Source organism: Streptomyces sp. NPDC029138 (genome assembly GCF_055564375.1).
The window spans coordinates 62,879-88,791 of record NZ_JBVHWM010000007.1 but is presented as its reverse complement, the minus strand read 5'-3'; the positions used below and the strand labels follow the sequence as shown (position 1 = coordinate 88,791).

Here is a 25,913-nt window from a genome sequence, read left to right as displayed (position 1 = left end):
ATTCCCATGTCCATACCCTCAGCCCCACCCCGCCGCCCCCGGCGAAGAGGCACACTGACGGTCCTCGCCCTGGCCGCCGCGGCCCTCCCCCTCACCGCCCCGCACGCCCAGGCCGCCCCGCGGGCCGCCGATCCGCCCCCGCTGAAGATCTACGTCTCGCCCGACCTCGGCCGCGACACCGGCTCGGGCACCTCCAGGCACCCGTTCCGGACGCTCGGTCACGCGCGGGACTTCGTGCGCGGGACCAACCGCGACATGCGGCGTGACATCGATGTCGAGCTGCTCTCCGGCACCTACCGGCTGACCGACACCTTCACCCTGACGCCACGCGACTCGGGGACCAACGGACACCGCGTCGTCTACGAGGCGGCGCCGGGGGCGCACCCCGTGATCAGTGGTGGCAGCCAGGTCACCGGCTGGGCACCGGTCGACGCCGGCCACACGGTGTACAGGGCGCATGTGGGGGACCTCGACACCCGGCAGCTGTACGTCGACGGCGAGCTGGAGACACGGGCCCGTGGTCCGGAGAACCCGCCCGGCTTCTCCAAGACGGCGACCGGCTACAAGATCACGGACACCCGTCTGGACGCGTACAGGAATCAGTCCGACATGGAGGTGGTCAGCAAGTGGGGCTGGATGATGATGCGCTGCCCCGTGCAGTCCATCTCCGGCACCACGATGACCATGCGGCAGCCCTGCTTCCACAACGCCAACCTCCACGAGGGCCAGGAGATCCAGAACCCCACCTGGCTGGAGAACGCGCGTGAGCTGATGGACACCCCGGGTGAGTGGTACCTCGACAGGAGCGCGGGCGATCTCTACTACATGCCCGAGAAGGGGCAGGACCTGGCGAAGGCGACCGTGACCGTCCCGCGCGTCCAGGATCTCGTGGACCTGGACGGCACCAAGGACCACCCGGTCAGCAACGTCTCCTTCCGGGGCATCACCTTCTCCTACTCGACCTGGCTCGCCCCGAGTTCGGACGACGGGCTGATCGAGGGCCAGGCCGGCTTCCGTATCGTCGGCGACGACAACCCGGACTTCGACTCCACCCGCCTGAAGTGGGTCAAGACGCCCGGCGCGGTCAACGTCAGCCACGGCCACGGCATCTCCTTCGAGGGGAACACCTTCACGCACCTCGGCGCCGTCGGCCTGAACCTCAACACCGGGACGCGGGGCACCGAGGTCACCGGCAATGTGTTCCGGCAGATCGCGGCCACCGGTGTCCAGGTCGGCGGGGTCGAGGTCGTGGACGCGCACCCGGACGATCCACGGGACGTCACCAAGGACAACACGGTCGACAACAACGTCGTCACCCAGGTCGCCGATCAGTACAACGGCTCCCTGGGCATCTTCGCCGGGTACACCGACCACACCGTCATCACTCACAACAAGGTGTACGACCTGCCGTACAGCGGTATCTCCGTGGGCTGGGGCTGGGGCCTGACCGATCCGGGCGGTGACAGCAACTATCCGGGCAACTCCGGTGTACCGGTGTGGGACACCCCCACCACCTCCCGTGACAACGTCATCAGTGACAACGAGATCAGTGACATCATGAAGTCACAGGCCGACGGCGGCGCGATCTACACCCTGAGTGCCAACCCCGGCGGCATCGTCTCCGGCAACTACATCAGGAAGGTCCCTGAGCCGGCCTACGGGGCGATCTACCAGGACGAGGGCAGCCGTTACTGGCACACGACCAACAACGCCTTCTGCGATGTCGCCTATCAGTGGCTGCTGCTCAACCACGGCATGGACATCACCGCCGACTACAACTTCACCACCACGCCCAGGTTCAGCGCGCAGTTCAACAGCACCGACGACAAGATCGTGAACAACACGACGGTCGACGGCTGTGAGCAGCTGCCCGCGTCGATCGTCGACAACGCCGGTCTCCAGCCGGCGTACCGGCACCTCGACCCGGACCCGGAGACCGGCGACCACACGGCGCCGACGGCCCCCGGCAAGCCCAGCGCGGTCGCCGGCCTGCCCACCGTCGTGGATCTGAGCTGGCCGGCCGCGACCGACGACAACGGTGTCACCGGCTACGCGGTCCACAGCGGCGGCAAGGTGGTCAGCGCGTCCAAGGGCACCTCGGTGCGCGTCCCGAACCTCACCGCCGGGGCGTCGTACACCTTCACGGTCACCGCCCGGGACGCGGCGGGCAACGAGTCGCCGGCCGGCCCCCCCGTGACGGTCACCCTGCCCGACGGCGCGGACCTGGCGCTGCGCAAGCCGGTCACCGTCTCCTCCTCCTCGGAGCCGAACACCCCGGAACTGGCCGTCGACGGCGACCTGTCCACCCGCTGGGCCCAGGGCCTCGGCCTGCCCGACCCGTCCTGGATCCAGGTCGACCTGGGCGCGCAGTACGACGTCACCGGCGCCATCACCACCTTCGAGAAGGCGAGCGGCTACAAGTACCGCCTGGAGGTCTCCCCGGACGAGGCGCACTGGACGGCCCTGGACGACCACACGGACGGTGACACCACCGCGCAGGCCACCTACTCCCTCGCGGACAAGGAGATCCACGGCCGGTACGTACGGCTGACCGTCACCGGCTCCAGCTTCAACGGCGGCAGCGTCTACGAACTCCAGGTCTACGGCACCCCGCTGGCCCCCGGCGACGACCACACCGCTCCGGACGCGCCGGCCAGGCCCACCGTCACCCCGCTGCTGCCCAGCCTCGCCCAGGTGAGCTGGCCGGCCGCCCCCGACGGCCAGGGCGTCACCAGTTACGCCGTCTACCAGGACGGCAAGCGGATCGCCGTCACCGACGCGACGCGGCTGCGGGTCAGCGGTCTGACGCCCGGAAAGGAGTACGGCTTCACCGTCGTGGCCAGGGACGCGGCGCTCAACGCCTCCGCGCCGAGCCCGGCGGCGACGGTCACCATGCCGGCCGACCATGACCTCGCCCTGAAGGCACCCGTCACCGTCTCCTCCTACTCCGAGCCGAACACCCCCGAACTGGCCGTCGACGGCGACCTGTCCACCCGCTGGGCCCAGGGCCTCGGCCTGCCCGACCCGTCCTGGATCGAGGTCGACCTGGGCAAGGTCACCAGCGTCTCCGGTGTGGTCACGACGTTCGAGAAGCCCAGCGGCTACAAGTACCTCCTGGAGTACTCCGCCGACGGCCTGAACTGGTCGGCGCTGGACGACCACACCGGCGGCTACACCTCGGCGCAGACCGCCTACTCCCTCCCCGACGCCCCGGTCGACGCCCGCTATCTGCGCCTGACCGTCACCGCCTCCAGCTGGAACGGCGGCAGCCTCTACGAGTTGCAGGCCTACGGCGGCTTCTAGGTCCCCGGTCTCCCCACCCCAGGAACAGAAAGCGACCATGAAGATCACACATGTCGAGGTCCACCGGATCGACGTCCCCGCCGCCGACCCGCCCTTCTCCTGGCGGCACGGGCTCAGCGGCAGCGCCCCGGTGGGCGACGGCGCGGTCCTGCACATCGGCACCGACGAGGGCGCCGAAGGGGTGGCGGTGTTCGCGCGGCCGGGAGCGGCCGTCACCCTGCGGGACCTGGTCGACCGCGTCTTCCGGGACGAACTCCTGGGAGCCGACCCCTTCCGGCGCGAATGGCTCTGGCACCGCGTCTGGGAACTCGACCGCATCCACGAACTGCCCCTGCCCGTGCTCGGCCTGATCGACGTGGCGCTGTGGGACCTGGCGGGGCGGGTGCACGACCGGCCGGTGTGGCAGTTGCTCGGCGGCTTCCGCGAGGCCATCCCGGCCTACGCCTCCACCTCCACCTTCGCCACCACCGAGGAGTTCCTCTCGGTGGCCGACCAGTGCCTGGCGCTGGGCTACCACGGCATCAAGCTGCACGCCTGGGGCGACGCCCGCCGCGACGCCGCCCTGTGCCAGGCCCTGCGCGGGCACGTCGGCCCGGACGTGCCGCTGATGTACGACGGCTCGGCGGGCTTCGACCTGCCGGACGCGCTCTACCTGGGGCACGCCCTGGCCGAGGCGGACTACCTCTGGTACGAGGAGCCGATGCGGGAGTTCAGCATCAGCGCCTACCGGCGGCTGGCCGAGTCCGTCGCCGTACCGCTGCTGGTCGCCGAGACCTCCGACGGCGCCCACATGAACTCCGCCGACTTCATCAGGAGCGGCGCCGCCACCTTCGGCGTCCGCGCCAGCACGACGCTGCGGGGCGGTGTCACCGGGGCCATGCGCACCGCGCACCTGGCGGACGCCTTCCGGCTGCGCGCCGAGGTGCACGGCTCGGACATCCCGAACCAGCACCTGTGCATGGCCATCTCCAACACCACCTACTACGAGTCCCTGGTCACCTCGACCACGGTCGTCCGCGAGCGTCACGTCGACGACCGGGGCCTGGTGCACGCCCCGACCGGGCCGGGCATCGCCCTGCCCCTCGACTTCGGCTACGGCAGCGCGCTCCAGCGGTTCGTGGAACAGCCCCGCTGACCCGCCGCCGTCACCACCCCCGCACGATCCCGAACCACGAAAGGCAAGACGATGACGTCTTCGCGCGTTTCGACCACCGGCCGGCGCAGAGCCGTACGCGCCCTCGCCGCCGGAGCCGCTCTCGCGGCCGTCGCCGCGCTGGCCGGCTGCGCCAGCGCCGACCCGTCCACCGGGTCGGACCACCAGGGCAGTACGTCCCGGTTCAAGCCCGCGACGCAGAAGGACGGCTCCGAGATCACCGTCTGGACCGACTCCACGCGGCTGCCGTCGGTGCAGGCGTACCAGAAGTCGCACCGGGGCGTGAAGATGAAGATCGTCACCTACGACGGCGGCGCCGACGGCTCCACCTATCTCCAGACGAAGGTGCAGCTGTTCGACCGTACCGGCAAGGGCTGGCCCGACGTCGTCTTCGGTTCCCCCACGGACGTCACCTGGGCCTCCTCCCCCACCAAGCCGGGCGCCGCCGCCTTCGCGGCCCCGCTGGACGACAAGCTGGTCCCGAAGAGCACGCTGGACGGCTTCGCCAAGGGCTCGCTGACACCCTGCCAGTTCCACGGGCACACCTACTGCCTGCGCAACGACATCGCCCAGGTCGTCCTCTGGTACGACAAGTCCCTGATGGACAAGTGGGGTTACCAGGTCCCCACCACCTGGGCCGAGTACGAGGCCCTGGGCGTGAAGGTCGCCAAGGAGCACCCCGGCTATCTCGTCGGCTCGGTCGGGGACACCAACTCTCACGAGTCGTACTTCTGGTCCAGCCGGTGCCCGGCCTTCCACCTGACCACGCCGGACACCCTGCGGGTCGATCTGAAGGACCCCAAGTGCACCCGCATGGCGACCGTGCTCGACAAGCTGATCTCCGCCAAGGCCGTGACCACCCAGGGGTTCTTCAGCCAGGGGTTCGCCAAGAGCAGCGGCTCCAAGGTCCTGATGGCCTACGGCCCCTCCTGGTACGGCCAGTACCTGTTCAAGGCCGCCTTCCACACCCCGGCGAAGCGGATCGCCGCCGCGCCCCCGCTGAAGTGGCCGGGTGAGACCACCGCCGCCACGGGCAATGTGGGCGGCGGCGTCTGGATGGTCTCCTCGCACAGCGCCAACCTCAAGGCGTCCGCCGACCTGGTGACCTGGCTGACCACCTCGGACGCGAACCAGGCCACGGCACCCACCTACCCGGCCTACGCGCCCGCCGCCAAGGCCTGGCTGGCCGACCCGGCGCACCGCGACTACTTCGCCGGCGACGTCAGCGGCCCGTTCCAGCAGGCGGCCGACGAGGTGTGGACCGGCTGGTCGAACACCCGGTTCTCCGACGCCACGTCCTGGTCGAGCGTCGTCCTGCCGGCCCTGACCGCCGGAAAGACCCTCACGGCCACCCTGCCGGAGTGGCAGAAGGCGATCAGCGACCAGGCCAGGGCCAACGGGTACCAGGTGACCGACCGATGACGCTGCTGGACGCCCAGCCCGTCGCCGTACCCGCCCCCACCCGCCGCGGCGACCCGCCGCGACGGCGGGGTGGCAGGGCGGGCTACTTCTTCGTCGCCGGGTACACGCTGCTGCTGCTCGCCTTCGGCGTCTTCCCCACCTGCTACGCCTTCTATCTGGCCTTCACCAACGACCGGGGTCAGTTCACCGGCGTCAACCAGTTCACCCGGGTCGCCCGGGACTACCGCTTCCTGCCCGCCTTCGGCCACATCCTGCTGTACCTCGCCCTCTGGCTGGTGGTCCTCGTGGTGCTGACGGTCCTGACCGCCGTCGTCCTGCGCGGCCGGGTCCGGTCGCAAGTCTCCGCGCTGCTGCGGTTCCTCTACTACATACCCGGCGCGCTGGCCGGGGTGGCGAGCGTCCTGGTCTGGCTGTTCATGCTGGACCCGGACGTCAGCCCGGTGTCGTGGCTGCTGCGCCTGATGGGCCTGGACAGCTTCGCCGCCGTGCTGGCCCCCGGCAACCTTCCGGTGATCTTCATGCTGATCGCCTTCTGGACGGGGGCCGGCGGCTGGATGGTGGTGATGTACGGGGCGCTGAACAACATCCCCGACGAGGTGATCGAGGCCGCCCGGATCGACGGGGCCGGGCCCTGGCGCACCGCCTGGTCCGTCCAGATCCCGATGATCCGGCAGTGGATCACCTACATGACCATCCTCGCCTTCGCGGGCGGCACCCAGCTGTTCGTCGAACCGCAGCTGCTCCAGACCGCCAGCCTGGGCCGGGTCAGCCCGACCTGGTCACCCAACCAGCTCGCCTACGTGTACGCCTTCCAGCAGGGCGACTTCAACGGCGCCGCCGCGATCTCCGTCTTCCTGCTGGCCCTCGGCCTGCTCTGCGCGGGGCTGCTGGTGTGGCGCTCCAGCATGTTCACCTTGGAGGAGAGATGACGACCCGGCCGCTCGCCCTCACGCGCTCCCGGACCACGCCCTCACGGGCCGTCTCCGCCCTGGTGGTCGGCCTGCTGCTCGCCGTCCTGCTGGTCTTCTTCGTGCTGCCCGTGCTGTGGCTGCTGCTGGCGCCGAGCAAGACCGCCGGGCAGATCGTCCACGACAACCCGCTGTCCTTCGGCTCGTTCGGCAGGATCGGGGACGCCTGGCGGCACCTGTTCTCCTTCGAGGACGGCGCGGTCCTCGTGTGGCTGCGCAACTCGGCCGTCTACGCCGCCGGTTCGCTGCTGCTGACCCTGCTCACCAGCGTCCCGGCGGGCTACGCCCTGGCCCTGACCCGCTTCCGGGGCCGCAAGTTCCTCCTGGCGATCACCCTGGTCACCATGATCATGCCGTCGGCCACGCTCGTCCTGCCGATCTTCCTGGAACTGAACGCGTTCCATCTGATCGGCACGGCCTGGTCGGTGATCCTGCCGTTCTCCTTCTACCCGTTCGGCGTGTACCTGGTCTACATCTACTTCGCCACCAGCCTGCCGCGCGATCTGCTCGCCGCCGCGCGCATCGACGGCTGCTCGGAATGGCAGTTGTTCACCCACATCGCCCTGCCCCTGGCGAAGCCCGTCATCGGCCTCGTGGCCTTCTTCAGCTTCGTCGGCAACTGGAACAACTTCTTCCTGCCGTATCTGGTGCTGCCGAACAGCGACCAGTTCCCCATCCAGGTCGGCCTGAACCAACTCCTGTCGTCCACCCCGTCGTTCAACCCGGTGGCCGGGGCGGGCCTGAACATCACGATCCCGGAACTCGCCCTCGCCATCATCATCGCCATCCTCCCCGTTCTGGTCCTCTTCCTGTTCTCCCAGCGCACCCTCGTGTCGGGGATGCTGGCGGGCGCGACCAAGGAGTGACCCGGCCCGGAGCGTCCGGTCAGCGCAGGCCCAGGCAGGCGAGCCAGGTGCGGGGGGCCGTCTCCTGGGTGGCGGTGAGGAGTGCGGCCAGGGTGCCGGGCATGCCGTTCAGGAGGTCCGCGGACCAGTCGGCGGGCGGGTGGGCGGGGAGCCGGGTGGTCAGGTGGTGGACGAGGCGGTGCTTGAGCGCGGTCGCGGCGGGCAGACGGGCGTGCCGGTCGAAGGCGTCGGCGACGGCCAGCACGCCCGCGGCGCCGTGGCACAGTCCGAGGCGGTCGCCGGGGGTGTCGCCGTAGAGGTGGAACGTCTCGTCGTAGTGCTCGGCGAGCGTGGTGAAGGCGTCGGCCGCCCAGTCGGCGGCAGCGGTGTCGCCGAGGGCGTCGGCGGCGTCCCACAGCGCCCAGGCGACCCCCGGGGTGCCGTAGCACCAGGCCTGCCGGGGGTGGGCCGCGCGGGCCGGCGGGCCGTCCGGTCCGGCGCCGGGCCAGGTGCGGATGCCCCGCTCGTCGTCGTACGCCTGGCGGACCAGCCAGCGGGTCGCCCGGCCGAGCGCCCCGGCGAGGCCGTCGGCGCGGTCCGCGTCCGGGCCGGTACGGCGCAGTGCGGCGGTGAGCGCGGTGACGAGCCCGGCGACGCCGTGCCCCATACCGGTGTTGACACGGCCGTGCACCCAGGCGAGATGCGGGTGTTCGGCGTACTGCCCGGTCCGCAGCCGGGGCAGCTCCTCCTCCTCGCACAGGTGCGTCAGGTGCGCGGTGAGCGGGCGTGGCGGCCCGGCTTCCGGTTCCGCCGCGCACAGGGCGAGCAGGGTGCCGGAGGGGCCGGAGATCAGGTCGTAGTCGGGGAAGGCGACGCCGTGCGTGCGGTACCGGGGGACGCGCCCGCCGAGGTGGGCGGCGAGCCGGTCCGCCACGGGCCGCAGCGCGGGGTGTACGCGGGCGCCCAGGCGCAGGCCGACGAGCGTGCCGGCCAGGCCGTCGTCGTACAGGGCGGGGTGGGACGGCCCGCGTCCGGCCGTGCGGGACCACACCGCCACGGCGGTCCGCGCCGCCCGGTCGTCCGCGACCAGGTGCGCCAGCACGGGGACCCCGGGATCGCAGCGGTGCCCGCCCCGGCCGGGTGCCACGGCCCATTCCTCCAGGTAGCGGGCGGCGAAGCCGTGGACGTCGTGGAGGGGGGTGGCCGGTGCTGCCGTGTCGTACGCCATCGGGGGTCCTCGTGGGCCGGGTTTCTCGTGGGTTGCGGGCGGAGCCGCCCGGCCGGGCGGGCGGGCGGCTCCTGGGGACGGGATCAACAGATGACGACCGTGTTGCAGACGACGATCGTGCACAGGCCGCTGCACCCCTCGGTGTACGCGGACACCGACGGCAGGTCCTCGCTGGTGATCCGCTCTTCGAGGGCGTTGATCAGGGTGTCGAGTTCGGTGAGTTCGTTGTCGGGCATGGGACTTCCCCTTCTTCTCTCATCGGGTGGGGTTCGCCCCGGCGGGCCGCCTGGTGGGCGGGCCGGGGACGTCTGGCCGGCCGCCGTGGACCAGGGTGTCGGCGGCGGCCTCGGCGAGCCGGCCGGCGCTCTGGTCGTGGGGGAGCCGGAGCAGCAGCTGGGCGGCGACGGTCGCGCCGCCGTGCAGCGGGTCGCGCAGCAGCAGGTCCCCGGGCGCCGGCAGCATCTCCTCCACCAGCAGTGCCGTGCCCGCCTCCTGGGCGCACAGCCGCTCGATCAGGTGAAGGGCCGTCAGCGAGGCGAAGTCCACCGGGACCGGCTTCGCGCCGGGGGCGGTGCGCGCGAACGCGTACCGGGGCAGGCCGGCGCTCCGCCGCAGCAGAGCGAGGGCGCGGACCTTGGTGAGCAGGTCGTCGCCCGGCCGCCACAGCCGGGCGCGGTCGATCCGCCAGGTGGCGGGGGCGAGGACGAGGTCGCCGCCCGCGGTCAGCCGGGGCAGCCTGGCCCGCTCGGGCAGCGCCGCGTCCAGCGCGTCCAGCCGCACCAGGTAGGAGGCGGCGGGGTGGCTCGCGGCGAGCAGCAGGCGGACGAGGGTGTCGTAGGGCGGGGCGGGGGACCGGGTGGCGTGGTAGACGGGGATGATGCGCCGGCCGTCCGCCTCGGCGACGATCCGGCCACGGCCGCGGCGCAGGCTGATGCGGTCCAGCGGCAGGTAGCGCGCGTGCCGGCCGAGTGAGCCGTAGTACGGCGTGGGGTCCGGGTCGCCGGTCCACCAGCGGGTCGTGACGGGACGGCGTACGGCGTTGGCGGACCGCTCGGTGAGCGGCGGGACGAGCAGGTCGACGAAGCGGACACCGGTGCGCTGTTCCACGGCGGTGAGGAAGGCCCGGTAGGCGTCGCTGTTGCGGTGACCGCCGTACAGGGCGCGCAGTCCGTCGGCGAACCGGGCGTCGAGCACCCCGGCGGCCGAGGCGGTCTCCAGGACGGCCACCGGTCCCCCGTCGGGGGCCGGGGCCAGCGGGCGCAGCAGGCAGTCGACCGGCCAGCGCGGCAGGGCGTCTTCGCCGCGCGGCGCCCCCAGGACGTCCAGCAGCGCGTCGTCGAGGTCGACACATGCCGCGCCGGAGCGGGCGGCGGCGTCCAGGTGGTCCAGCAGCCGGGCGTAGCCGCCGGCCGGGTCGCGGGCGGGGGGCCAGCCGGTGTAGCGCCGGGGGGCGGGGGGCGGGGTGTCGGCGCTCAGCCGGTCGGCGAGGATCTCGCTGATGGGGCGGGGCCGCTCGGTCAACTCCGCGAAGGAGAACCGCTGTTCCGGGGCGTCCGGGGGGTTGTCGGCCTCGCGGAGGGCGGCGATCCGGGCGGCGATCCGCAGCCCGCGTCCGACGCGTGCGACGGCCGGTCCGGACACGGCGGCGTCGGCTCCGAGGCGGCGGTAGGAGTCCAGGAACCAGGCGCCGGACCCGCCGCCCGTGGGTGCCTGCGGCAGGGCGCCGGTGGTGGTGACCGTGCCGGCCGGCACCCAGGCGCTGCGGTAGTGCCGGGGCGCCTGGCAGACCTGGAGGACGCCCAGGGAGTGCAGGTGCTGGAGGAAGCCGCGTAACACCCCCGGAGACAGGGGCGGCCCGCCGGGCGGCGCGGTCAGGGACGGCAGCGTCCGGTCCAGTTCGCCGAGCGGGCGGGGGCCGTCGGCGAGGAGCGCCAGCACGCCTTCCAGCACGCGGGTGCGACGCAGCACGATCTGCCGGAGCCGGCCGGGTTCCAGCGGATCCACGACGTAACAGCGCACCTGGCCGGGGACGCCGCCGGGCGTGGTCGGGGGCGATTCGGCGAAGTGCAGGGGCGTCGGCGTCAGCAGGGTCTCCGGGGCGGCGGTGCGCAGGTCCGGCGGGGTGCTGCGCGCCCTGACGAGGTGCACGTTCTCCACGGCGACCGCGGCGAGGGCGCCGAGGGGGGTGCCGGGTGCGAGCAGGGGCGGGGACCCGGCCGGGCTGGGGACCGCCGGGAGGGAGGCATCGGGAGCAAGCGCCGGGAGGGGGGCGCCGGGGGCGAGCGACGACGGGCACCCGGCCGAGTCGGAAGCCGACGGGACAGGGGCGCCGGGTGCGAGCAGGGGCGGGCACCCGGCCGAGTCGGAAGCCGCCGGGACAGGGGCGCCGGGCGCGAGCGACGACGGGCACCCGGCCGAGTCGGAAGCCGACGGAAGGGAGGTGCCAGGTGCGAGCGACGACGGACACCCGGCGGAGTCGGAAGTCGACGGGAGAGGAGTGCCGGGAGCGAGCGACGGCGGACACCCGGTCGAGTCGGAAGCCGACGGGAGAGGAGTGCCGGGTGCGAGCAGGGGCGGGCACCCGGCCGAGTCGGAGGCCACCGGGAGCGCGGCGATCTGGCCCGTCCAGCCCCGGGGCGTGGTCTTCGCCGCGGCCCGGCCCACGAGCCGCCACAGGTACGCGGCGCGCTTGCGCAGGTGCCTGCTCGACCAGGACTGTCCGACGGCGAGCCGCCGTTCGACCTCGTCGACGAGTCCCGGGGCGGCGCTGTCCACGAACGCCCGCATCACCGGGCTGCCACAGGACGTGCGCCAGGCCTGCTCGGCGACGCGCCGCTGCTCGGCCACGACGGCCTGCCGCAGTCCCGCGAGCGCCGCGTCGGCCGCCTCGGCCTCGCGCACCAACGCGTGGGCCTGCTCGGCGAGGTCGGCGGGCACGGCGGGGAAGCGCAGCAGAAGCAGCCAGTCCTGCAACCGGGGCGCCGACCCGGCGTGCAGCCGCCGCCTCAGAGCGAGTACGGCACCTCGTTCGGCGGGTGCCAACGACGGCTGCGGCACGACCTCGCCCCCCAGCCGGTCGGCCAGCGCCCGGCCCTGCACGGCGATCCGCTCGACGGCATCGGCGTGCCGGACGATCCCGTCGAACAGCTGAGGAGCGGCCCCGGCGGCCCAGGCCGCACCGGGCATGCCGCCGAGCCGAAGCAGGGCGGTACCACCGAGGGCGGCGCCACTGTTGTCCGTGGCCTGTACCGGTAGGTGCCTCATGCTCACTGCCTCCTCTCACGGGCGTCGGTGACGAGTGCTTCGGGGCGGGGGTGGGGGTGGGGAGTGGTCCGGCGCGGGACGAGCGTGGCGTCGCCGGGGATTCCGTCGAGCCGCAGCGGCGCGGTGCCGTCGGCGTTCGTCGCTTGTGGAGGTGCGGGACCCATGCTCACTCCGCCCCCTCCCGGCCGTCGGCGAGGAGTGCCTCGGTGAGCAGGCACTGGCGTGCGGTGGAGAGCGCGCCCCGGTTCCAGTGGAAGACCACGTGGTGGGCGGCGGCCCGGCGGGGGCCGACCGTGGCCTCGCCGGAGGTGAAGTAGTGGGTGCGCCAGTGCTCGGCGGCTCGCCGCACCGCGTCCAGGTGCGTGCCCAGAACGTCCCGCCAGGGCTTCGGCAGCGTGTTGAGCCGGGCGTCGGCGCCCTGGTTCCAGTAGGCGCGGATGCCGGCGGCGGCCCGGCGCCGGTCGGGCGTGCCGAGCCCGCTCGGCAGCCCGCGGCCGGTCTCCTCCCGGACGACCTGCCAGACCCCGCGGTGCTCCCAGCCGACGATGCCCAGGCCGTCGAACACGGCGTGCAACAGCGCCAGGGACACCCGCCAGCCGGGCGGTACGGGCTCACCGGCCACGGCCGTGTGGACGTCCAGCCAGGCCCGGGAGTCGGCGGTGAACAGCGCGTGCGCCCAGGGCATGGAGCGGGGGCCGCCGAAGAGGTAGGTCTCGGGTTCGTACACACCGGCCACGGGCCGCGCCCAGGCATGGTCCTGCTGCCCCGGCTCCAGTTGCCGCAGCAGGGCGGCGCGCAGAGCCTCGGCCCCGGACGGCTCCGCCGCGTGGAACCGCACGCGCAGCCCCGGGGGTTTGTGCATGAAGAAGAAGTCGTGGGCCTGTCCGGTGTCGACCAACTCCCGGGCGCTGTCCGCGAGTTGCCGGTACGGCAACACCCCAGCGCCGGCCACGTTGAGCTGTACCCACCCGGCCTCGGGTGCGTGCGCGCGCAGGGCCTGGAGTCCGGCCGTCAGGAAGGTCCGGCGGGCCTCGGCGTAACCGGCGTCGTCCGCCGCGAGGGGAACGGTGCCCAGCGACTCGGCACGCGCGTCCTCCAGGCAGTCGGCCAGCAACCGCTCGACCCGCACCATGTGGCCTCCTCACCGGGAAGGGACAACCACCCCTGTGATGACCGGCCCGCAAGCCCTCCAAAGCGCGACACCAATTGGTCATATGATCAACAGAAGTGCGCGGGAGGTATGCCGCGTTCCGTGACGATCCGCCCGACGCGCCGGTTTCCCACCGGAGCCGCCGGTGACGGGGAACGCTCGGACGCCGAGCGCGGAATGAGGCCCGCCCTGTGCCGGGCTCGGCACCTGTGTGGATCAACGTTCGATCGACGCCGCTGACCAGGAGCGGAGTCGGTGTCGTGGGTGTGCGGGCGCCGGGGGCGGGCGGGGTGTCCATCCGTCGTCCAGCGGCACAGCCGTGCGCACTGATCGTGCATTGACCGGTGGCTGTCAGTGTTCGGAAGGGGCCGGAACGGAAAGCGCTCCGGCCCGCCCCCCTTGTGGCCGAACACCGAAGAGAGGGAGTCCTGGTGAGCGCGAACACCGACCCGCGGCCTCGTCCCCGCCTCCCTTCACCCTCCCCCACCGTCCCGCCGCTGGTGCCGCTGGACGAGCGGCAGCGCAGGCTCATCTCCCTTCTGCTGGCCGGTCACACCGACTCCAGCGCCGCCCACCGGCTCGGGATCAGTCCCCGGACCGTCACCAACATCCTGCGGTCCCTGATGGACCGGCTGGGGGTGGACAACCGCTTCCAGCTCGGCGTGGCCCTCGGCATCCGGATGCGCCCCTCCGCGTCCGCCGCGCGTCGGCCGATGGTGCCGGGCGTGCTGCTGGACCGGGTGCACGACGGGAGTCCTCCCGCCCAGCGGGTGCCCGACCGCCGTCCGGCCCGCCCCCACGACTGACCACTGACCCGCCCCCGCCCGACACCACCTCCACGAAAGGCGACATCGATGAACCTCTACGGCAAGGACATGAGCGCGGCCGACAACCGGGACGACGAGAAGCGCGCGGTGAGCCGTCCGGCCCGGCGCTCGGCGGCCGGCGGCCGCCGCTCCCTCGCGGCCCGGGCCGCGGTCCTGCTTCCCGTGGCCGCGCTCACCGCCGTAGCCGCGCTCACCGTGCACAGCGCCGACCACACCGGAGCCGACCGGACCGGTGTCCGCGCCCTCGACCCGGTCGACGACTGGAACAGCACCGGGTCCTGACGACACGTCAACAGGCGCACCCGGAAAGCCGGCAGGCATGGAGACGAGATCACGAACGGCCGAGGAGACGTGGGCCGCGATCCGGGGGCTGCTGCCGCGAGCCGGGGTGACCCGGGTGGCGGACGTCACCTGGCTCGACCACATCGGGATACCGGTGTTCCAGGCGGTCCGCCCCAACGCCCTGACCCTGTCGGTGTCGCAGGGCAAGGGCACGACACCGGCGGCGGCCCGGGTGTCGGCCGCGATGGAGGCCCTGGAGGTCTGGCACGCGGAGCACTTTCCGCCCACGGGCGTCCACGCACGCGTGACCGATGTCCAGCGGTCCCTCACCTACGAGGTCGACGATCTGCGGTCGGCACCCCGCAGTTGTCTGAGCGGCGACACGGTACTGGAGTGGGCGCCCGCTCGAACCCTCGAGGAAGATCCCCGCGAGACCCTGCTGCCCGCGGCGCTGTTCCGGCTGGACGCGCTGGTCGCGCCGGAGTGGCAGCCTCCGCTGTTCACCGTCAGCAGCAACGGCCTGGCGAGCGGCACCACCTACGACGAGGCGGTGACGCACGCCCTGTACGAGGTCGTCGAACGCGACGCGCTGGCCACGAGCGCACGAGCGGGCGGCCGGACCCGGGTGGCGCCGGACAGCGTGACCGGGACCCCGCGGCTCCTGCTCGACCGCCTGGCCGCGGCGGGCATGAGCGTCCTGGTGGAGCACTGTCCGTCGGCGGTCGGGACCCCCTGTTTCACCGCGCGGCTGCGCAGCGAGGACCTGCCGGTCGAGTTCATCGGCAGCGGTGCCCACCGCGACCCCGGGCGAGCCCTGACCCGGGCCCTCACCGAGGCCGCCCAGTCCCGGCTCTCCGCGATCGCGGGCACGAGGGAGGATCTCACCAAGGCGATCTACAGCGGCGGCCCCGGTCCTGCCGGGGAACCGTGGGACGACGCGGGTGGCGGGGTGGACTTCCGGGCGTTCGGCCCGGTGCCGCCCGACACCTCCGGGCCCGAGTGGCTGGGGCTGAGCCGTGCGGTGACGGCGGTGTACGGCAGCGCGCCCGTGGTGGTGGATCTGCGCCGCGAGGAGTTCGACGTACCGGTCGTACGGGTCGTGTGTCCCGGTACGTCGTGTCCCGACGATTACTGAACAGTCCCCGCCGGCGAACAGGCCCTGCCGACGAACAGGCCCGGCCGACGAACAGGACTCCCCGATGAACAGGACTCCTTGATGAACACGGCTCCCTCATGAACAGGACGTACTTCTTCGTCGGCCCGTCCCTGCCCGGGGCGGCGGACCTGGTCGACGCCTCCGTGGTCGACCTGCGTCCGCCGGTCGGTTCCGGTGACCTGCTGGCGCTGCCCGCACAGCCCGGGGACTCGGTGGTGATCGCCGACGGGTACTTCCATCACGTACGGGCCGTCCGGCACAAGGAGATCCTGGCGCTCATGGCGCGGGGCGTCCGGGTGTGGGGCGGCGCGAGCATGGGGGCTCTGCGCGCCGCCGAACTCGCCCCGTTCGGCATGACCGGCGTCGGCAGGATCTACGAGGGCTTCCGGGACGGAACCCTGGAGGCGGACGACGAGGTGACCCTGGTGCACGCGCCGGCGGAGGAGGGGTACCGGCGGCTGTCCGAACCCCTCGTCAACCTCCGGGCCACCCTCGCGAGAGCGGTCACGGTCGGGCGGTGCACACCGGACGAGGCCGAGGCGGTCGTCACCGGGCTGGCGGGCATGCCGTACCAGAGCAGGGCCCTGGGGCAGGTGGCCGTGGTCGCGCGCCGGGCGGGCATCGACCCGCTGCGGGCCGGTGAACTGGCGGAGCTGTGCCGCCGGGACTACGTGGACCTCAAGCGCGCCGACACCCTGGAACTCCTGGCGGCGGCGACCGCCCCCGACCCCGGTCCGGCTCCGCCGCCGGTCCGGGTCAACGAGACGATCCACCTGCACCAGTGGCGCGTCGCCCAGGCGGATCCCGGGGGCGCGGCGCACGGCGCGCTGCGCGTCTGCCAGCTCCTGGACCCGGAGTACCCGCGGGTGCACGAGCAGCTCGTCATCCGCTTCCTCGCCGGGTGCGCCGACTGCGCCCGGGCGGCCGGGGAGCGTGTCGTCCCCGGGCTCCTCGCCGGTCCGGCGCGGGAGGCCGACCGAGGGGTCGACGCGGCGATCCTGCATGCCGAGCACACGGGAATCCTGCGGCTCGGCGGGGCCGGGCTGCCGTCCTGCGTTGAGCGGTGGACCAGCGCCGAGGAGCGGCGGACGCTCGGCGTACGGGAGTTGCTGACGGCGTTTCTCGTGCGCGGTTTCCGGCTCCGGCCCGGTCTTCCCCCGGATGCCCTGGCCCTCCCGGTGGTGCGCGCACGGCCCTTCCACCGTGAGGCCGAGCGGGTGTGGCGCAGGGCGGCCGAGCTGAACCGGCTCGCGCGCACGGTCCGCCCGGAGTTCGAGCCGGGCCGCCTGCCGGCGCAGGTGGTCCTGCCCTGGCTGGCGGAGCTGTGGCACCGTGCTCCCGCCGACCTCGAACTGGCGGCACTGGACCGGGGGTTCGCGGATCTGCGGCACGCCCTCGACACGGCCCGCACGGTGTATCTGGCCGTGCGGCACGGCGGCCCGGCCCCCCACCGGGCCCGGGAAGCCGCCACCGGTTGACGGGGTGGGCCGGGCAGCGGTGGGTCACCGCCCGCCGCCGGGGCTGGTCGTGAGCGCGGGGTCGGTGAGCGCCACGGGTGCCAGGATCGCGTCCATCGCCGCCTTCAGGTCGTCGTCGAGCACGAACTCGCAGGCCGTGGCGTTGGCCTGGATCTGCTCCGGACGGCTGCCGCCGATGATCGCGGCCGACACGTTCGGCTCACGCAGCACCCAGGCCAGTGCGAGCGTCGCCAGGGGGACGCCCGCCTGGTCGGCCAGTGGCAGCAGCCGCTGGACCGGGCGCAGGATCTCGTCGCGCAGGAGTCCGCTGACGAACTTCCGGCCGAAGCCCTTGGTGTCGGTCGCGCGGGAGCCGGCCGGCGGGGGGTGTCCGGGCGCGTACTTGCCGGTGAGGACGCCCTGGGCCAGCGGGGAGAACGCCAGTTGGCCCAGGCCCTCGGCACGGCAGGCGGGGATGACCTCCGCCTCGATCACCCGGTGCAGGGCCGAGTAGCGGGCCTGGTTGGACACCAGCGGCACCCGCAGTTCACGGGCGAGCGCCTGGGCCGCCCGGATCTCCTCGGCCCGCCACTCGGACACGCCGATGTAGAGCGCCTTGCCCTGGCGTACGACGTCGGCGAACGCGACCAGGGTCTCCTCCAGGCGGGTGCCGTGGTCGTAGCGGTGGGCCTGGTAGACGTCGACGTAGTCGGTGCCCAGTCGCCGCAGGGACGCCTCGACGGACTCCAGGATGTGTTTGCGGGACAGGCCCCGGTCGTTGGGGCCGGGCCCCACCGGCCAGAACACCTTGGTGAGGATCTCCAGTCCTTCTCTCCGCTCGCCCTTGAGGGCGCGCCCGAGGATCTCCTCGCCGGCGCCGAAGGCGTAGCCGTCGGCGGTGTCGAAGCTGGTGATGCCGGCGTCCAGCGCGGCCCGTACGCACCGGGTGGCCCGGTCCGCGTCGATCTGGCCGCCGTGTGTGATCCAGTTCCCGTAGGCGATCTCGCTGACGTACAGCCCGCTGTCGCCCAGCCGGCGGTGCCTCACGTCAGCTCCCGCCCGTCCGGCCGCGGGGACTCGGTCCAGAAGTGGACGGTGACCATCCGGCGCGGCCGGGAGCCGCGCACTTCGGAGACGCCGTGCAGGGACCGGTCGGTCGTCTCGATCAGCACGCTGCGGTTGAACACGGGCGGAATCCGCGCGCCGGGGGCGTCCGCGCCGGGCCGCCACAGTTCCAGCAGGCCGCCGTCGTCGTCCTGCCAGCCCTCGTTGAGGTAGGTGAACAGGGAGTACCGGCGCAGCCAGCCGGTGACCGGGTGGCGGTTGCCGCCGATGTGGGCGGTGTGCACGGCTCCCCGCGCCGAGACGCGGTAGCTCCCCCAGTCGCCCGCCGGGTCGGTGCGCAGCCCGGCCGTCCCCGTGACGGCACTGATCTGCTCGGCCAGTTCGGCGGACAGGAGCGTCTCGCACAGCGCGCGCAGGGCGGGGGACGCCGGCTCCAGGTCGAGCGAGAACCAGCGGGGGATGCCGGGCTTCTGGGTCATCCGGCCGACGTCCGGATACCCCCGGGCCGCGGCCCGCAGCGCGTCCGGGTCGAACAGTCCGTCCCAGACGTAGTGGTCGTAGGGGTCGGTGCGCCGGCGGCCCGAGTCCGGGTCGGCGGGCCGGCGGTGCAGGGCGGTCAGGTCGATCACGTCAGTCGTCCTCTCGTCGGGGGTCGGCCGCGCCGGGGTCGTCCGCCCCCTCGGGCGGGGCCGGTACGATGCCCAGCCGGGCCCGTCCGTTGAGGCAGCGGCCGCCGGGTACCTCGAAGCGCCAGCCGTGCTGGGGGCAGACGACGACGTTCTGTCCGGGGTCGTGGTCCTCGGCCTGGAGCCGGGCGCCCATGTGCGGGCAGGTGTCCTCGACCAGGTACGTGCCCTCGGCGGTGGTCAGCCGGAAGGTGCCGCCGGGCCGCCGCCGGGCCCGGTCCAGCTGGGCGGCGTGCTCGGCGAGGTCGCCCGGCGAGCTGCGCCGCAGGACGGACATCAGCTCCTCGTTGTAGGCCTCGACCGAGGGCCGCCACGCGGTGAAGCGGAAGGAGAAGAAGAACTCCTCCCAGGTGCTCTCGCCGCTGAGGATCGGCGGGAGGAACCGGGAGTCCAGTGTGAAGCGGTAGTCGTGGCCGGCGTCTTCGGGATCGCCGCCGCGCCGCACCCGCAGCCGGCGGAAGTCGACGAGCCAGAATCCGCCGCCCGGGCCACGGATGTCGAAGCCGACGACCGCGTCGACGGCCCGGCAGGTCTTCTCCGCCGACCGGAACAGGGCCTGGAAGTGCTCGCAGAACGCGTCGAAGAGGTCCGTGCGGGGCTCGGGACGGGCGGCCAGCACCCGTTCGATGGCCGGCGCCCGCCGCCGCGCGTACCGCTCGGTGTACTCCTCGAGCCGTGCCCAGTCGAAGTCCTGCCGTATCCGCGCGTCCGGTGTCAGCTCGGCCGGTCCGACGTCGAGGACGTCGCCCGGCAGCGGGGCGACGCAGCGGGCCGCGAGGCCGGGGTGTTCCGCCTCCAGCCAGCGCAGCAGTTCCGGGGGCGTGGTGAAGATGGACGCCGGATCGAAGAAGTGGGGGGTCAGGGCGGGGTCGAGGAGGATCGGCGGTCCGGCGAAGGCCACCGCGGTGCGCGGGTCCAGCGCCCGCATGTAACGGGCCCAGCGGCGCATCGAGTTGGTCCGTTTGCGCGCCGCGGCCCCGGCCGCCTCCGCGGCGGGGAAGGAGTAGGCGAACGGGAACCAGGTCGCTCCGGAGAACTGGGCCATCACCACGTCGATCCGCGGGTGCAGGCGGCGCAGCATGCGCAGCTGGGTGCGGTCGACCTGGCAGTCGTTGAGGTTGACGACGACCTGGCCGGTCGCGGTGTCCTCGATGACCAGCGCCGAGTCCTGGTGCTGGGTCATCGGCGACATGACCAGGCGCAACCGGAGCGAGCCGGCCTCGAACACCTCCCCGTCGCCCAGCAGGGTCGGTGCCGGTCCCGGGAGCGCCGCCACCAGCCGGTGCCAGCCGGGCAGCCGGTAGTCCGGCATGAGCAGGCGCACGGACGGGTCGAGGGCGCCGAGGACGCCGGCGTCGAAGTGGTCCTCATGGTCGTGGGAGACGTACACGTGCGTCGCACCGTCGAGCAGGCCGGCGCAGGCGTTGTTGTCCGGGAGCTGGTGCCAGCCCGCCAGGAAGGCGCCGGTCTCGGAGAACCACGGATCGCACACCAGCCGGACCTCGTCGGTCTCGATGAGCGCGCCCGCGTGCCCCAGAAACGTGATCTTCATGGTGTCCTCCCGGAACGGGTCCGGCGACTCGGTGAGGAGACGGGCGTGTCCAGCCGCCGCAGGTCCGGCTGGGCGGTCTCCAGGTGGGCGATCATCGCGGCGATCCGCGTCCGCAGGCCGGGGTCCTCCGCCGCCGCCCGTCGCTCCGCCGGCGGCAGGGCCAGCAGCTTGTCCGCCGTGCGGGCGAGCGGCAGGCCGTAGTGGTAGGCGGCGACGAGCCGGTAGGCCACCGCGACCGTCTCCGGGTCGCCGTGCCAGCCGCCCTCGGCCAGCCCGGCCCGGTGGCGCGCGGTCGCGGCGGCGCCGAGGTCCGCCAGCCCCCGCGCGTCCAGGTGCTGCGCGGGGCGGGACGACAGGACCAGCGTCGCCAGGTCCTCACCGGCCGGTCCCAGCCCCGTCTGGCCCCAGTCGATCGCGACCGTCCGGCCGGGAGCGCGAAAGAGGTTGCCCGGGGTGAGGTCGCGGTGGACCAGGGTGCGGGGCAGCCGCCGCAGCAGGCCGACGACCTGGACGTGCCGCGCCCACAGGGTGCGCAGTGCCGTGGCGGCCGAGCGCGGGAAGAGGCGCCGCAGCAGCGGATCGGCCGCGCCGGTGGCCTCCTCGACCCGGCCGATGAGGGCGGCCCGGCCGCGCAGGGCCCGCTGTTCCAGGAAGGGCCGGCAGAACCAGGGCCGGGGGCCGGGCGGTTCGGCCAGGTAGCGGGCGTGCCAGCGGCCGAGGTCGTACGCCGCCGTGAGCAGGTCGTCGGCCGTCCACCGGTCACCGGGCAGGCCCGCCACCCGCTCCAGCCACAGCCGCAGTCCCTGTCCGGCGGCGCCCGACGGGGTGGTCGCGAGGCAGCGCGGTGCGGCGAAGCCGTCGGGCAGCCGGTCCAGCAGTCCCGATCCGAGGACCAGGGCCTCGCGACGCCAGTAGGCCCAGTCCCCCGGCCCGTCCCCGCCGTCGTCCATCTGCCGCGCGAGATCACCGGGCGCGGGGGTCCAGCGGCGGTGGCGGACCTGTTTGAGGACCAGCCGCCAGGCGCGGTCGCCGTGCGCGGTGCGGGCGGTTCCGCTGACGTCGTACAGGCCGTCGCTGGACCTGCTCCAGCTCTCGTAGCCGATCGCCGTGGCCCGCACGTCCGTCACCCGGGCGGCCGGGTCGCCGAGCAGCGCGCGCACCGGCTGCCGTACGTCGGCGGGGAGCAGGTCGAGCGGCGGGCCGGGCCGGTAGGGGGGACCGTCCGCCCGGGCGCCGGGGGCGTCCGGGTCCGGTTCAGACGGCATGCCGTGCGGCCGCGACAGCCGCCTCCAGGTAGGTCCGCAGCCGTGCGGAGCCGACCAGTTCGAAGCACTTCAGGGCCGCCTCGTGACCGGATTCGAGCGAGCGCAGCTCGTCGGCGAGGCGGTGGCGAAGGACGTTGGCGAGCGGGGAGGTGTCCTCGGGCGCCGGCTGGATGCGCGACAGGTAGGCGATGACGTGGGCGAACGCCAGAGCGGCGTGGACGATGCCGAACGCCGGCCGCTCCTCGTTCTTCCACGGGGAATGGAAGCTGACGTCCTCGGGGAGGACGACGTTCTCGGCGGCGAGGCACTCGTTGAGCCACGAGTGGGTGGCCTCGTGCACCAGCGTCTCGGCCAGCCGCTGAGGTTCCTCGGTCCAGTTGAGGACCACGCTGCCGGGCAGGAAGTCGAACGTGTAACTGCGGCAGGTCTCCTCCAGGGCCCGGACCTCGGTCCAGACGACGACGGCCGTGGAGGAGCGCAGCACGTCGCAGCCGACGGCCAGGGCGGCGTCGATCGCCTCGTTCAGCGTCCGCGCGATCTGCTCCGGCACCTCGGGGACCGGGTCTTCGAGGAGGAACATACGGCTGCCCAGCCGGCCGTCCTCGACCTCGGCGCAGTCGGCGGCGCGGACCACCAGCACCGGTCCGACGGCGGTGGGGACGGCCCGGCGGCGCAGCCGGTCCCGCTCCTGCCACAGCCGCAGAGCGCGCCGGGCGCGTTCGGCGTCCCGGGTGCGCACGGCGAGCTGGGCCTGCTGGAAGGCGTGGTGGAGGATCGCGGTGTCGAAGGCGTCCGGCGTGCCCTCGGTACCGGCGAGTCGGGCGGTGGGCGCCAGCGCGCCGAGGCTCGCCAGGACGCGGCGTTCGCGTTCGGCGCGCTCCGTGAGGAGGGTGCTGGTGAGCCCGTCCAGCAGCTCGGAGAGGTCGACGGCGGTCGCGACCATGCTGGTGTTCCCTTCTGGTGCTGTGGGGTGGTTGCGGTCGGGCGGGCCGTGGCCGGCCCGGGTGTCAGCGGGCCGCCTCGGGGGCCGACCACTTGGCGAGGTGCTCCGCCTTCTCCGCGTCGGTCAGGGCCCGCAGTTCGCGCATGTAGTCGAACGGGGACTTGGTGGCGAACTGCCGCCGGTTCCAGCACGGGTACATGAAGCCGACGAGTTCGCAGAGCACACCGAAGCCGGCCGTGCGGCCGAGCCGCTCGTCCAGTCCGGGGCGTCGGGCCAGCAGGGCCGCGTACAGCTCGTCGGCCCGTTCCCGCGAGGGCCCCGGCTCACCGCCGCGCCGCGCGGCGAGGCGGTCGTGGAGCTGGTAGGCGAAGCAGTCGCCGAGCAGGGCGGCCAGCCAGTCCCGGTCCGGGTGGCGCAGCGGGGCGGTGCGCATCCCGACGGACTCCTCGGCCCGCAGCCACTGACCGGTCCAGGCGCGGGCGCCCTCGCGCAGCAGGGCCTCCGCGACGGCGACCGGGTCGTCGGGCCGGCCGACGATCCAGGCGAGTTCGCAGGAGCCGTCGGAGTAGGGGCGCGGGTGCGGCTCCGGCGCGTACACGACCGCGCCGAGCGCGAGGTCCAGCACATAGCGCAGGCCGGCCTCGACCAGCACGGCGGCCGCGGCCGTGGTGACCTCCCGGGCCGCCGGGCCGGCCGCCAGCAGGGTCCGGGGCAGGCCCGGGGCCCGCGGCTCGTCCGCCGGGGTCTCCAGGACCAGCAGCTCCGGTCCGTCGTCGGGGGTGTCGCCGAGCGTGAGCGACGCCGCGGACGGGTCGAACCGGTCCAGGGCGACCCGGGCGGGGGCCGCCTCGGCGAGGGAGACCAGGGCGGTCAGGGCCCGGCCGAGGGGGGTGACGGCCCGGTCCGGGTCGAGGGGTACGGCGCCGGGCGCGGCCGGTGTGCGTACGGCGGCCCGCGGAGCCCGGTCGGCGGCCGTCGGCTCGATCCACAGTAGGTAGGAGTGGATGGCCCGGCCGTCCAGCGAGGCGTTCCAGACGCGGTTCTCCGACTGGTCCAGGTCGATGGCGGGAAGCAGGAACATAGGACGGGGTGCCTTTCAGACGGCGGCCGGCAGCGCGGCCGCCACGTGGTCGATGACCTTGCGCCGGTGGTCGCAGTAGTCCTCCTCGAAGCCGGTGCCCGCGAACCGCAGCCGGTCCGGCAGGGCACCGCCGCGGCAGGTCGCGGCATGGGAGCAGCCGGCGCACCGGGCGAGGAGGTCGGTGAGGTCACCGCGCAGGCGGGGGTTGGTGTCCAGGGTCAGCAGGTCGTCCAGGGACTCGGTGGTGTCCACCGAGCCCAGCAGGGCGCCGGGCATGGTGAGTTCGTCGGAGCTGCCGATGCGGCCGTCGGGGTAGAGCGTGACGATGTACGGCTCCTTGCGCTCGCTGTAGCTGGTGTAGCTGGTCGGCAGGCCCGACAGCGCGCGGATGATCGTGAAGAACGGCTCCAGGACGTAGGAGCGGTACGCCTTGGTGGCACGCCAGTGCTCGAAGGCCTGGACGAGGAAGTCGGCGTACTCGTCGGGTGTGGTCGCCCAGCCGGGCATGCCGACCCCGTCGGGGTTGAGGACGCGCAGGGACTCCCGGTTGGCGGTCCGGTAGTCCTTCGTCTTGACGTTGAAGTCCAGGCAGCCGGAGAGCTTGACGCCCTTGACCGCCTCGAAGCGGCCCAGGGAGTCGAGGACTTCGCCCGCCCGGCCGAGGATGCGCCGGGTGACGACGACGATCACGCCGACCTGCCGGCCGCGGGCGGCGAGCAGTTCGAGCGCGCGCACCACCTTCGGGTACGTGGGCTTGTCACGGAAGTCGACGCGGTGGGCGTTGCCCCGCTCGTCGCCGTCGAGGCTGACGCCGATCTCGATGTCCGGCCACTCCCGGTCGAAGAAGTCCAGCCATGCCGCGTCGAGCAGGATGCCGTTGGTCTGCATCGACAGGGTCACCCGGCCCTCGTAGCCGCGCAGCACGGCGAGCAGCTCACCCAGCCTGCGCCGCCCGAGCAACAGGGGCTCCCCGCCGTGCAGTTCGACGGCCAGCGGGCGTCCCTCGCACGCGTCGAGGAAACGCCGGAGCACATCCGGCTTCAACATGAGGGCGTTCGGGTACGGCTTGCGTCGCTCATAGCAGTAATGGCAGTTGATATTGCATATCTCACCGGGGAGTTTCAGCATCGCCAGAATCGTCTCGCCGGGCGCCGGAAGCCTCAGCTCCATGGGGAATTCCCATCCTTCGGAATGCGGTGTGCAGAATGCTTTCTGGTCCGGGATTCGCGCGTCAACGCGTCACCGGTCATGTTGCGAGAACCCGCACCCGGGACCGGGGCCCGGCGGACATGCTCGCGACGATCTCCGCGGCGGGCAGCCAGCGCGTCTCGCCGACGACGGCGCGCAGCCGGTCCGTCGCGGGGACGCGGCCGGTGACGTCGCTGCGGCCGGGGAAGACCTGCTCGTAGGGCACGTGCACGACGCCGGCCGTGCTTCCGGTCGCCGCCAGGACGAGGCGGGCCAGTTCGCCGATGCTCGTCTCGCGGGTGGACCCGATGTTGTACACGTTGCCGTCGGGCCGCCAGGCCGGCGCCGCCGCCATCAGGCGCAGCAGCCGGTCGGTGAACTGGGCGACCTCGGTGAAGCAGCGCCGCTGGCTGCCGTCGCCGTGGACGGTCAGCGCCTGCCCGGCCGCGGCCTGCCGCAGGAAGGTGGGCAGGACCATGCCGTAGCGGCTGCGCTGTCCCGGTCCCACGACGTTGAAGGGGCGCACCACCAGCACGGGCCGGCCGGCGGCCGCCGCCTCGGCGCCGAGCCGCTCCAGCTCCCACTTGCCGGTGGCGTAACCCTCGGTGCCGCCGTCGTAGGCGAGCGGTACGGAGCGGTCGATCGGTGTGTCCTCGGCGAGCGGGGCCCGCCCGTCCGTGAGGCCGTAGACCGCGGAGCTGGAGAACAGCACCACCGGCACGTCACCGGTGTGCGCGAGGACGTTCGCCGTGCCGGTGCGGCCCACCCGGTGGGCGAGGTCCGCCTGCTCGGCGGCGAGGCGCATGCCGACGACGCCGGCCAGGTGCAGCACCAGGCCGGTGCCGGCCGCCGCCGCGGCCACGGCGGCGGGATCGAGCACGCTGCCGCGGACGAGTTCGACCCCCGGGAGCCCGGCCGACGTGTCGGGCCGGCCCGTCGACAGGTCGTCCAGGACGCGGACGCGGTGCCCGGCGCGCGTCAGGGCGCGGACCAGGTGACCGCCGATGAAGCCGGCTCCGCCGGTGACCAGGACCGGCCTGCCGGGCGCGTTGATGTCCCACATGGAGAACCCTCCTCG

Annotated in this window: 22 protein-coding genes; 9 read left to right on the top strand and 13 right to left on the bottom strand. The window is 73.4% G+C overall.

Annotated elements, in window-relative coordinates:
• Positions 1–6: 6 nt before the first annotated feature.
• The 5 genes from ACZ4WH_RS09845 to ACZ4WH_RS09825 are packed head-to-tail and all read left to right on the top strand — an operon-like array spanning position 7 to position 7,712.
• Positions 7–3,303 carry a discoidin domain-containing protein gene (locus tag ACZ4WH_RS09845; RefSeq protein WP_468178471.1) on the top strand — a complete coding sequence of 1,099 codons (3,297 nt, stop codon included), beginning with the start codon at positions 7–9 and terminating at the stop codon, positions 3,301–3,303.
• 37 nt (positions 3,304–3,340) lie between these two features.
• Positions 3,341–4,438 carry an enolase C-terminal domain-like protein gene (locus tag ACZ4WH_RS09840; RefSeq protein ID WP_468178469.1) on the top strand — a complete coding sequence of 366 codons (1,098 nt, stop codon included), beginning with the start codon at positions 3,341–3,343 and terminating at the stop codon, positions 4,436–4,438.
• Positions 4,439–4,489: 51 nt separating this feature from the next.
• Positions 4,490–5,878 (top strand): ABC transporter substrate-binding protein, encoded by a 1,389-nt coding sequence (locus ACZ4WH_RS09835; protein WP_468178467.1) that lies wholly within the window; start codon positions 4,490–4,492, stop codon positions 5,876–5,878.
• Positions 5,875–6,807 carry a carbohydrate ABC transporter permease gene (locus ACZ4WH_RS09830; protein WP_468178465.1) on the top strand — a complete coding sequence of 311 codons (933 nt, stop codon included), beginning with the start codon at positions 5,875–5,877 and terminating at the stop codon, positions 6,805–6,807. Before ACZ4WH_RS09835 ends, ACZ4WH_RS09830 begins: the two co-directional genes overlap by 4 nt.
• Positions 6,804–7,712, top strand: a complete 909-nt coding sequence (locus tag ACZ4WH_RS09825) for a carbohydrate ABC transporter permease (RefSeq protein WP_468178463.1) — start codon at positions 6,804–6,806, stop codon at positions 7,710–7,712. Before ACZ4WH_RS09830 ends, ACZ4WH_RS09825 begins: the two co-directional genes overlap by 4 nt.
• 19 nt (positions 7,713–7,731) lie before the next feature.
• Here ACZ4WH_RS09825 and ACZ4WH_RS09820 read toward each other — a convergent pair whose 3' ends face one another.
• From ACZ4WH_RS09820 to ACZ4WH_RS09800, 5 genes are all read right to left on the bottom strand, one after another.
• Positions 7,732–8,919 carry a lanthionine synthetase LanC family protein gene (locus ACZ4WH_RS09820; RefSeq protein WP_468178461.1) on the bottom strand — a complete coding sequence of 396 codons (1,188 nt, stop codon included), beginning with the start codon at positions 8,917–8,919 and terminating at the stop codon, positions 7,732–7,734.
• 83 nt (positions 8,920–9,002) lie between these two features.
• Entirely contained in the window at positions 9,003–9,155 is a 153-nt protein-coding gene (locus tag ACZ4WH_RS09815; RefSeq protein WP_468178459.1) for a hypothetical protein, read from the bottom strand.
• A 19-nt stretch (positions 9,156–9,174) separates the two neighbouring features.
• On the bottom strand, positions 9,175–12,183 hold the full coding sequence (locus ACZ4WH_RS09810) for a lantibiotic dehydratase (protein ID WP_468178457.1): 3,009 nt from the start codon (positions 12,181–12,183) through the stop codon (positions 9,175–9,177).
• A 2-nt stretch (positions 12,184–12,185) separates the two neighbouring features.
• Entirely contained in the window at positions 12,186–12,347 is a 162-nt protein-coding gene (locus ACZ4WH_RS09805) for a hypothetical protein (protein WP_468178455.1), read from the bottom strand.
• A gap of 2 nt (positions 12,348–12,349) precedes the next feature.
• A complete protein-coding gene (locus ACZ4WH_RS09800; RefSeq protein WP_468178453.1) occupies positions 12,350–13,315 on the bottom strand; it encodes a thiopeptide-type bacteriocin biosynthesis protein in 966 nt (321 codons plus the stop codon).
• 449 nt (positions 13,316–13,764) lie between these two features.
• Between ACZ4WH_RS09800 and ACZ4WH_RS09795 the strand changes: the two genes are divergently transcribed.
• The 4 genes from ACZ4WH_RS09795 (at position 13,765) to ACZ4WH_RS09780 (ending at position 17,076) form a co-directional block, all read left to right on the top strand.
• Positions 13,765–14,139 carry a helix-turn-helix domain-containing protein gene (locus tag ACZ4WH_RS09795; protein WP_468178451.1) on the top strand — a complete coding sequence of 125 codons (375 nt, stop codon included), beginning with the start codon at positions 13,765–13,767 and terminating at the stop codon, positions 14,137–14,139.
• A gap of 48 nt (positions 14,140–14,187) precedes the next feature.
• Entirely contained in the window at positions 14,188–14,442 is a 255-nt protein-coding gene (locus tag ACZ4WH_RS09790; RefSeq protein ID WP_468178449.1) for a hypothetical protein, read from the top strand.
• A gap of 37 nt (positions 14,443–14,479) precedes the next feature.
• On the top strand, positions 14,480–15,577 hold the full coding sequence (locus tag ACZ4WH_RS09785) for a YcaO-like family protein (protein WP_468178447.1): 1,098 nt from the start codon (positions 14,480–14,482) through the stop codon (positions 15,575–15,577).
• A 98-nt stretch (positions 15,578–15,675) separates the two neighbouring features.
• On the top strand, positions 15,676–17,076 hold the full coding sequence (locus tag ACZ4WH_RS09780; protein ID WP_468178445.1) for a TfuA-like protein: 1,401 nt from the start codon (positions 15,676–15,678) through the stop codon (positions 17,074–17,076).
• 24 nt (positions 17,077–17,100) lie between these two features.
• Here the strand turns inward: ACZ4WH_RS09780 and ACZ4WH_RS09775 are convergent, their stop codons facing one another.
• From ACZ4WH_RS09775 to ACZ4WH_RS09740, 8 genes are all read right to left on the bottom strand, one after another.
• A complete protein-coding gene (locus ACZ4WH_RS09775) occupies positions 17,101–18,102 on the bottom strand; it encodes an aldo/keto reductase family protein (protein ID WP_468178443.1) in 1,002 nt (333 codons plus the stop codon).
• On the bottom strand, positions 18,099–18,749 hold the full coding sequence (locus tag ACZ4WH_RS09770; protein WP_468178441.1) for a 2OG-Fe(II) oxygenase: 651 nt from the start codon (positions 18,747–18,749) through the stop codon (positions 18,099–18,101). The genes ACZ4WH_RS09775 and ACZ4WH_RS09770 overlap by 4 nt, the downstream gene beginning before the upstream one ends.
• 1 nt (position 18,750) lies before the next feature.
• Positions 18,751–20,358 (bottom strand): MBL fold metallo-hydrolase, encoded by a 1,608-nt coding sequence (locus ACZ4WH_RS09765; protein ID WP_468178439.1) that lies wholly within the window; start codon positions 20,356–20,358, stop codon positions 18,751–18,753.
• Positions 20,355–21,623 (bottom strand): aminoglycoside phosphotransferase family protein, encoded by a 1,269-nt coding sequence (locus ACZ4WH_RS09760; protein WP_468178437.1) that lies wholly within the window; start codon positions 21,621–21,623, stop codon positions 20,355–20,357. Before ACZ4WH_RS09760 ends, ACZ4WH_RS09765 begins: the two co-directional genes overlap by 4 nt.
• Positions 21,613–22,566, bottom strand: a complete 954-nt coding sequence (locus ACZ4WH_RS09755) for an aKG-HExxH-type peptide beta-hydroxylase (RefSeq protein WP_468178435.1) — start codon at positions 22,564–22,566, stop codon at positions 21,613–21,615. Before ACZ4WH_RS09755 ends, ACZ4WH_RS09760 begins: the two co-directional genes overlap by 11 nt.
• A 64-nt stretch (positions 22,567–22,630) precedes the next feature.
• On the bottom strand, positions 22,631–23,647 hold the full coding sequence (locus ACZ4WH_RS09750; protein ID WP_468178433.1) for a hypothetical protein: 1,017 nt from the start codon (positions 23,645–23,647) through the stop codon (positions 22,631–22,633).
• 15 nt (positions 23,648–23,662) lie between these two features.
• Positions 23,663–24,817 carry a radical SAM protein gene (locus tag ACZ4WH_RS09745; protein ID WP_468178431.1) on the bottom strand — a complete coding sequence of 385 codons (1,155 nt, stop codon included), beginning with the start codon at positions 24,815–24,817 and terminating at the stop codon, positions 23,663–23,665.
• 76 nt (positions 24,818–24,893) lie between these two features.
• Positions 24,894–25,898, bottom strand: a complete 1,005-nt coding sequence (locus tag ACZ4WH_RS09740) for an NAD-dependent epimerase/dehydratase family protein (protein WP_468178429.1) — start codon at positions 25,896–25,898, stop codon at positions 24,894–24,896.
• Between the last annotated feature and the right edge of the window lie 15 nt (positions 25,899–25,913).

Coding starts and splice junctions, on each gene's coding strand:
- ACZ4WH_RS09845 (WP_468178471.1), top strand. CDS start 7: ATGTCCATACCCTCAGCCCCACCCCGCCGCCCCCGGCGAAGAGGCACA.
- ACZ4WH_RS09840 (WP_468178469.1), top strand. CDS start 3,341: ATGAAGATCACACATGTCGAGGTCCACCGGATCGACGTCCCCGCCGCC.
- ACZ4WH_RS09835 (WP_468178467.1), top strand. CDS start 4,490: ATGACGTCTTCGCGCGTTTCGACCACCGGCCGGCGCAGAGCCGTACGC.
- ACZ4WH_RS09830 (WP_468178465.1), top strand. CDS start 5,875: ATGACGCTGCTGGACGCCCAGCCCGTCGCCGTACCCGCCCCCACCCGC.
- ACZ4WH_RS09825 (WP_468178463.1), top strand. CDS start 6,804: ATGACGACCCGGCCGCTCGCCCTCACGCGCTCCCGGACCACGCCCTCA.
- ACZ4WH_RS09820 (WP_468178461.1), bottom strand. CDS start 8,919: ATGGCGTACGACACGGCAGCACCGGCCACCCCCCTCCACGACGTCCAC.
- ACZ4WH_RS09815 (WP_468178459.1), bottom strand. CDS start 9,155: ATGCCCGACAACGAACTCACCGAACTCGACACCCTGATCAACGCCCTC.
- ACZ4WH_RS09810 (WP_468178457.1), bottom strand. CDS start 12,183: ATGAGGCACCTACCGGTACAGGCCACGGACAACAGTGGCGCCGCCCTC.
- ACZ4WH_RS09805 (WP_468178455.1), bottom strand. CDS start 12,347: ATGGGTCCCGCACCTCCACAAGCGACGAACGCCGACGGCACCGCGCCG.
- ACZ4WH_RS09800 (WP_468178453.1), bottom strand. CDS start 13,315: ATGGTGCGGGTCGAGCGGTTGCTGGCCGACTGCCTGGAGGACGCGCGT.
- ACZ4WH_RS09790 (WP_468178449.1), top strand. CDS start 14,188: ATGAACCTCTACGGCAAGGACATGAGCGCGGCCGACAACCGGGACGAC.
- ACZ4WH_RS09785 (WP_468178447.1), top strand. CDS start 14,480: ATGGAGACGAGATCACGAACGGCCGAGGAGACGTGGGCCGCGATCCGG.
- ACZ4WH_RS09780 (WP_468178445.1), top strand. CDS start 15,676: ATGAACAGGACGTACTTCTTCGTCGGCCCGTCCCTGCCCGGGGCGGCG.
- ACZ4WH_RS09765 (WP_468178439.1), bottom strand. CDS start 20,358: ATGAAGATCACGTTTCTGGGGCACGCGGGCGCGCTCATCGAGACCGAC.
- ACZ4WH_RS09760 (WP_468178437.1), bottom strand. CDS start 21,623: ATGCCGTCTGAACCGGACCCGGACGCCCCCGGCGCCCGGGCGGACGGT.
- ACZ4WH_RS09755 (WP_468178435.1), bottom strand. CDS start 22,566: ATGGTCGCGACCGCCGTCGACCTCTCCGAGCTGCTGGACGGGCTCACC.
- ACZ4WH_RS09750 (WP_468178433.1), bottom strand. CDS start 23,647: ATGTTCCTGCTTCCCGCCATCGACCTGGACCAGTCGGAGAACCGCGTC.
- ACZ4WH_RS09745 (WP_468178431.1), bottom strand. CDS start 24,817: ATGGAGCTGAGGCTTCCGGCGCCCGGCGAGACGATTCTGGCGATGCTG.
- ACZ4WH_RS09740 (WP_468178429.1), bottom strand. CDS start 25,898: ATGTGGGACATCAACGCGCCCGGCAGGCCGGTCCTGGTCACCGGCGGA.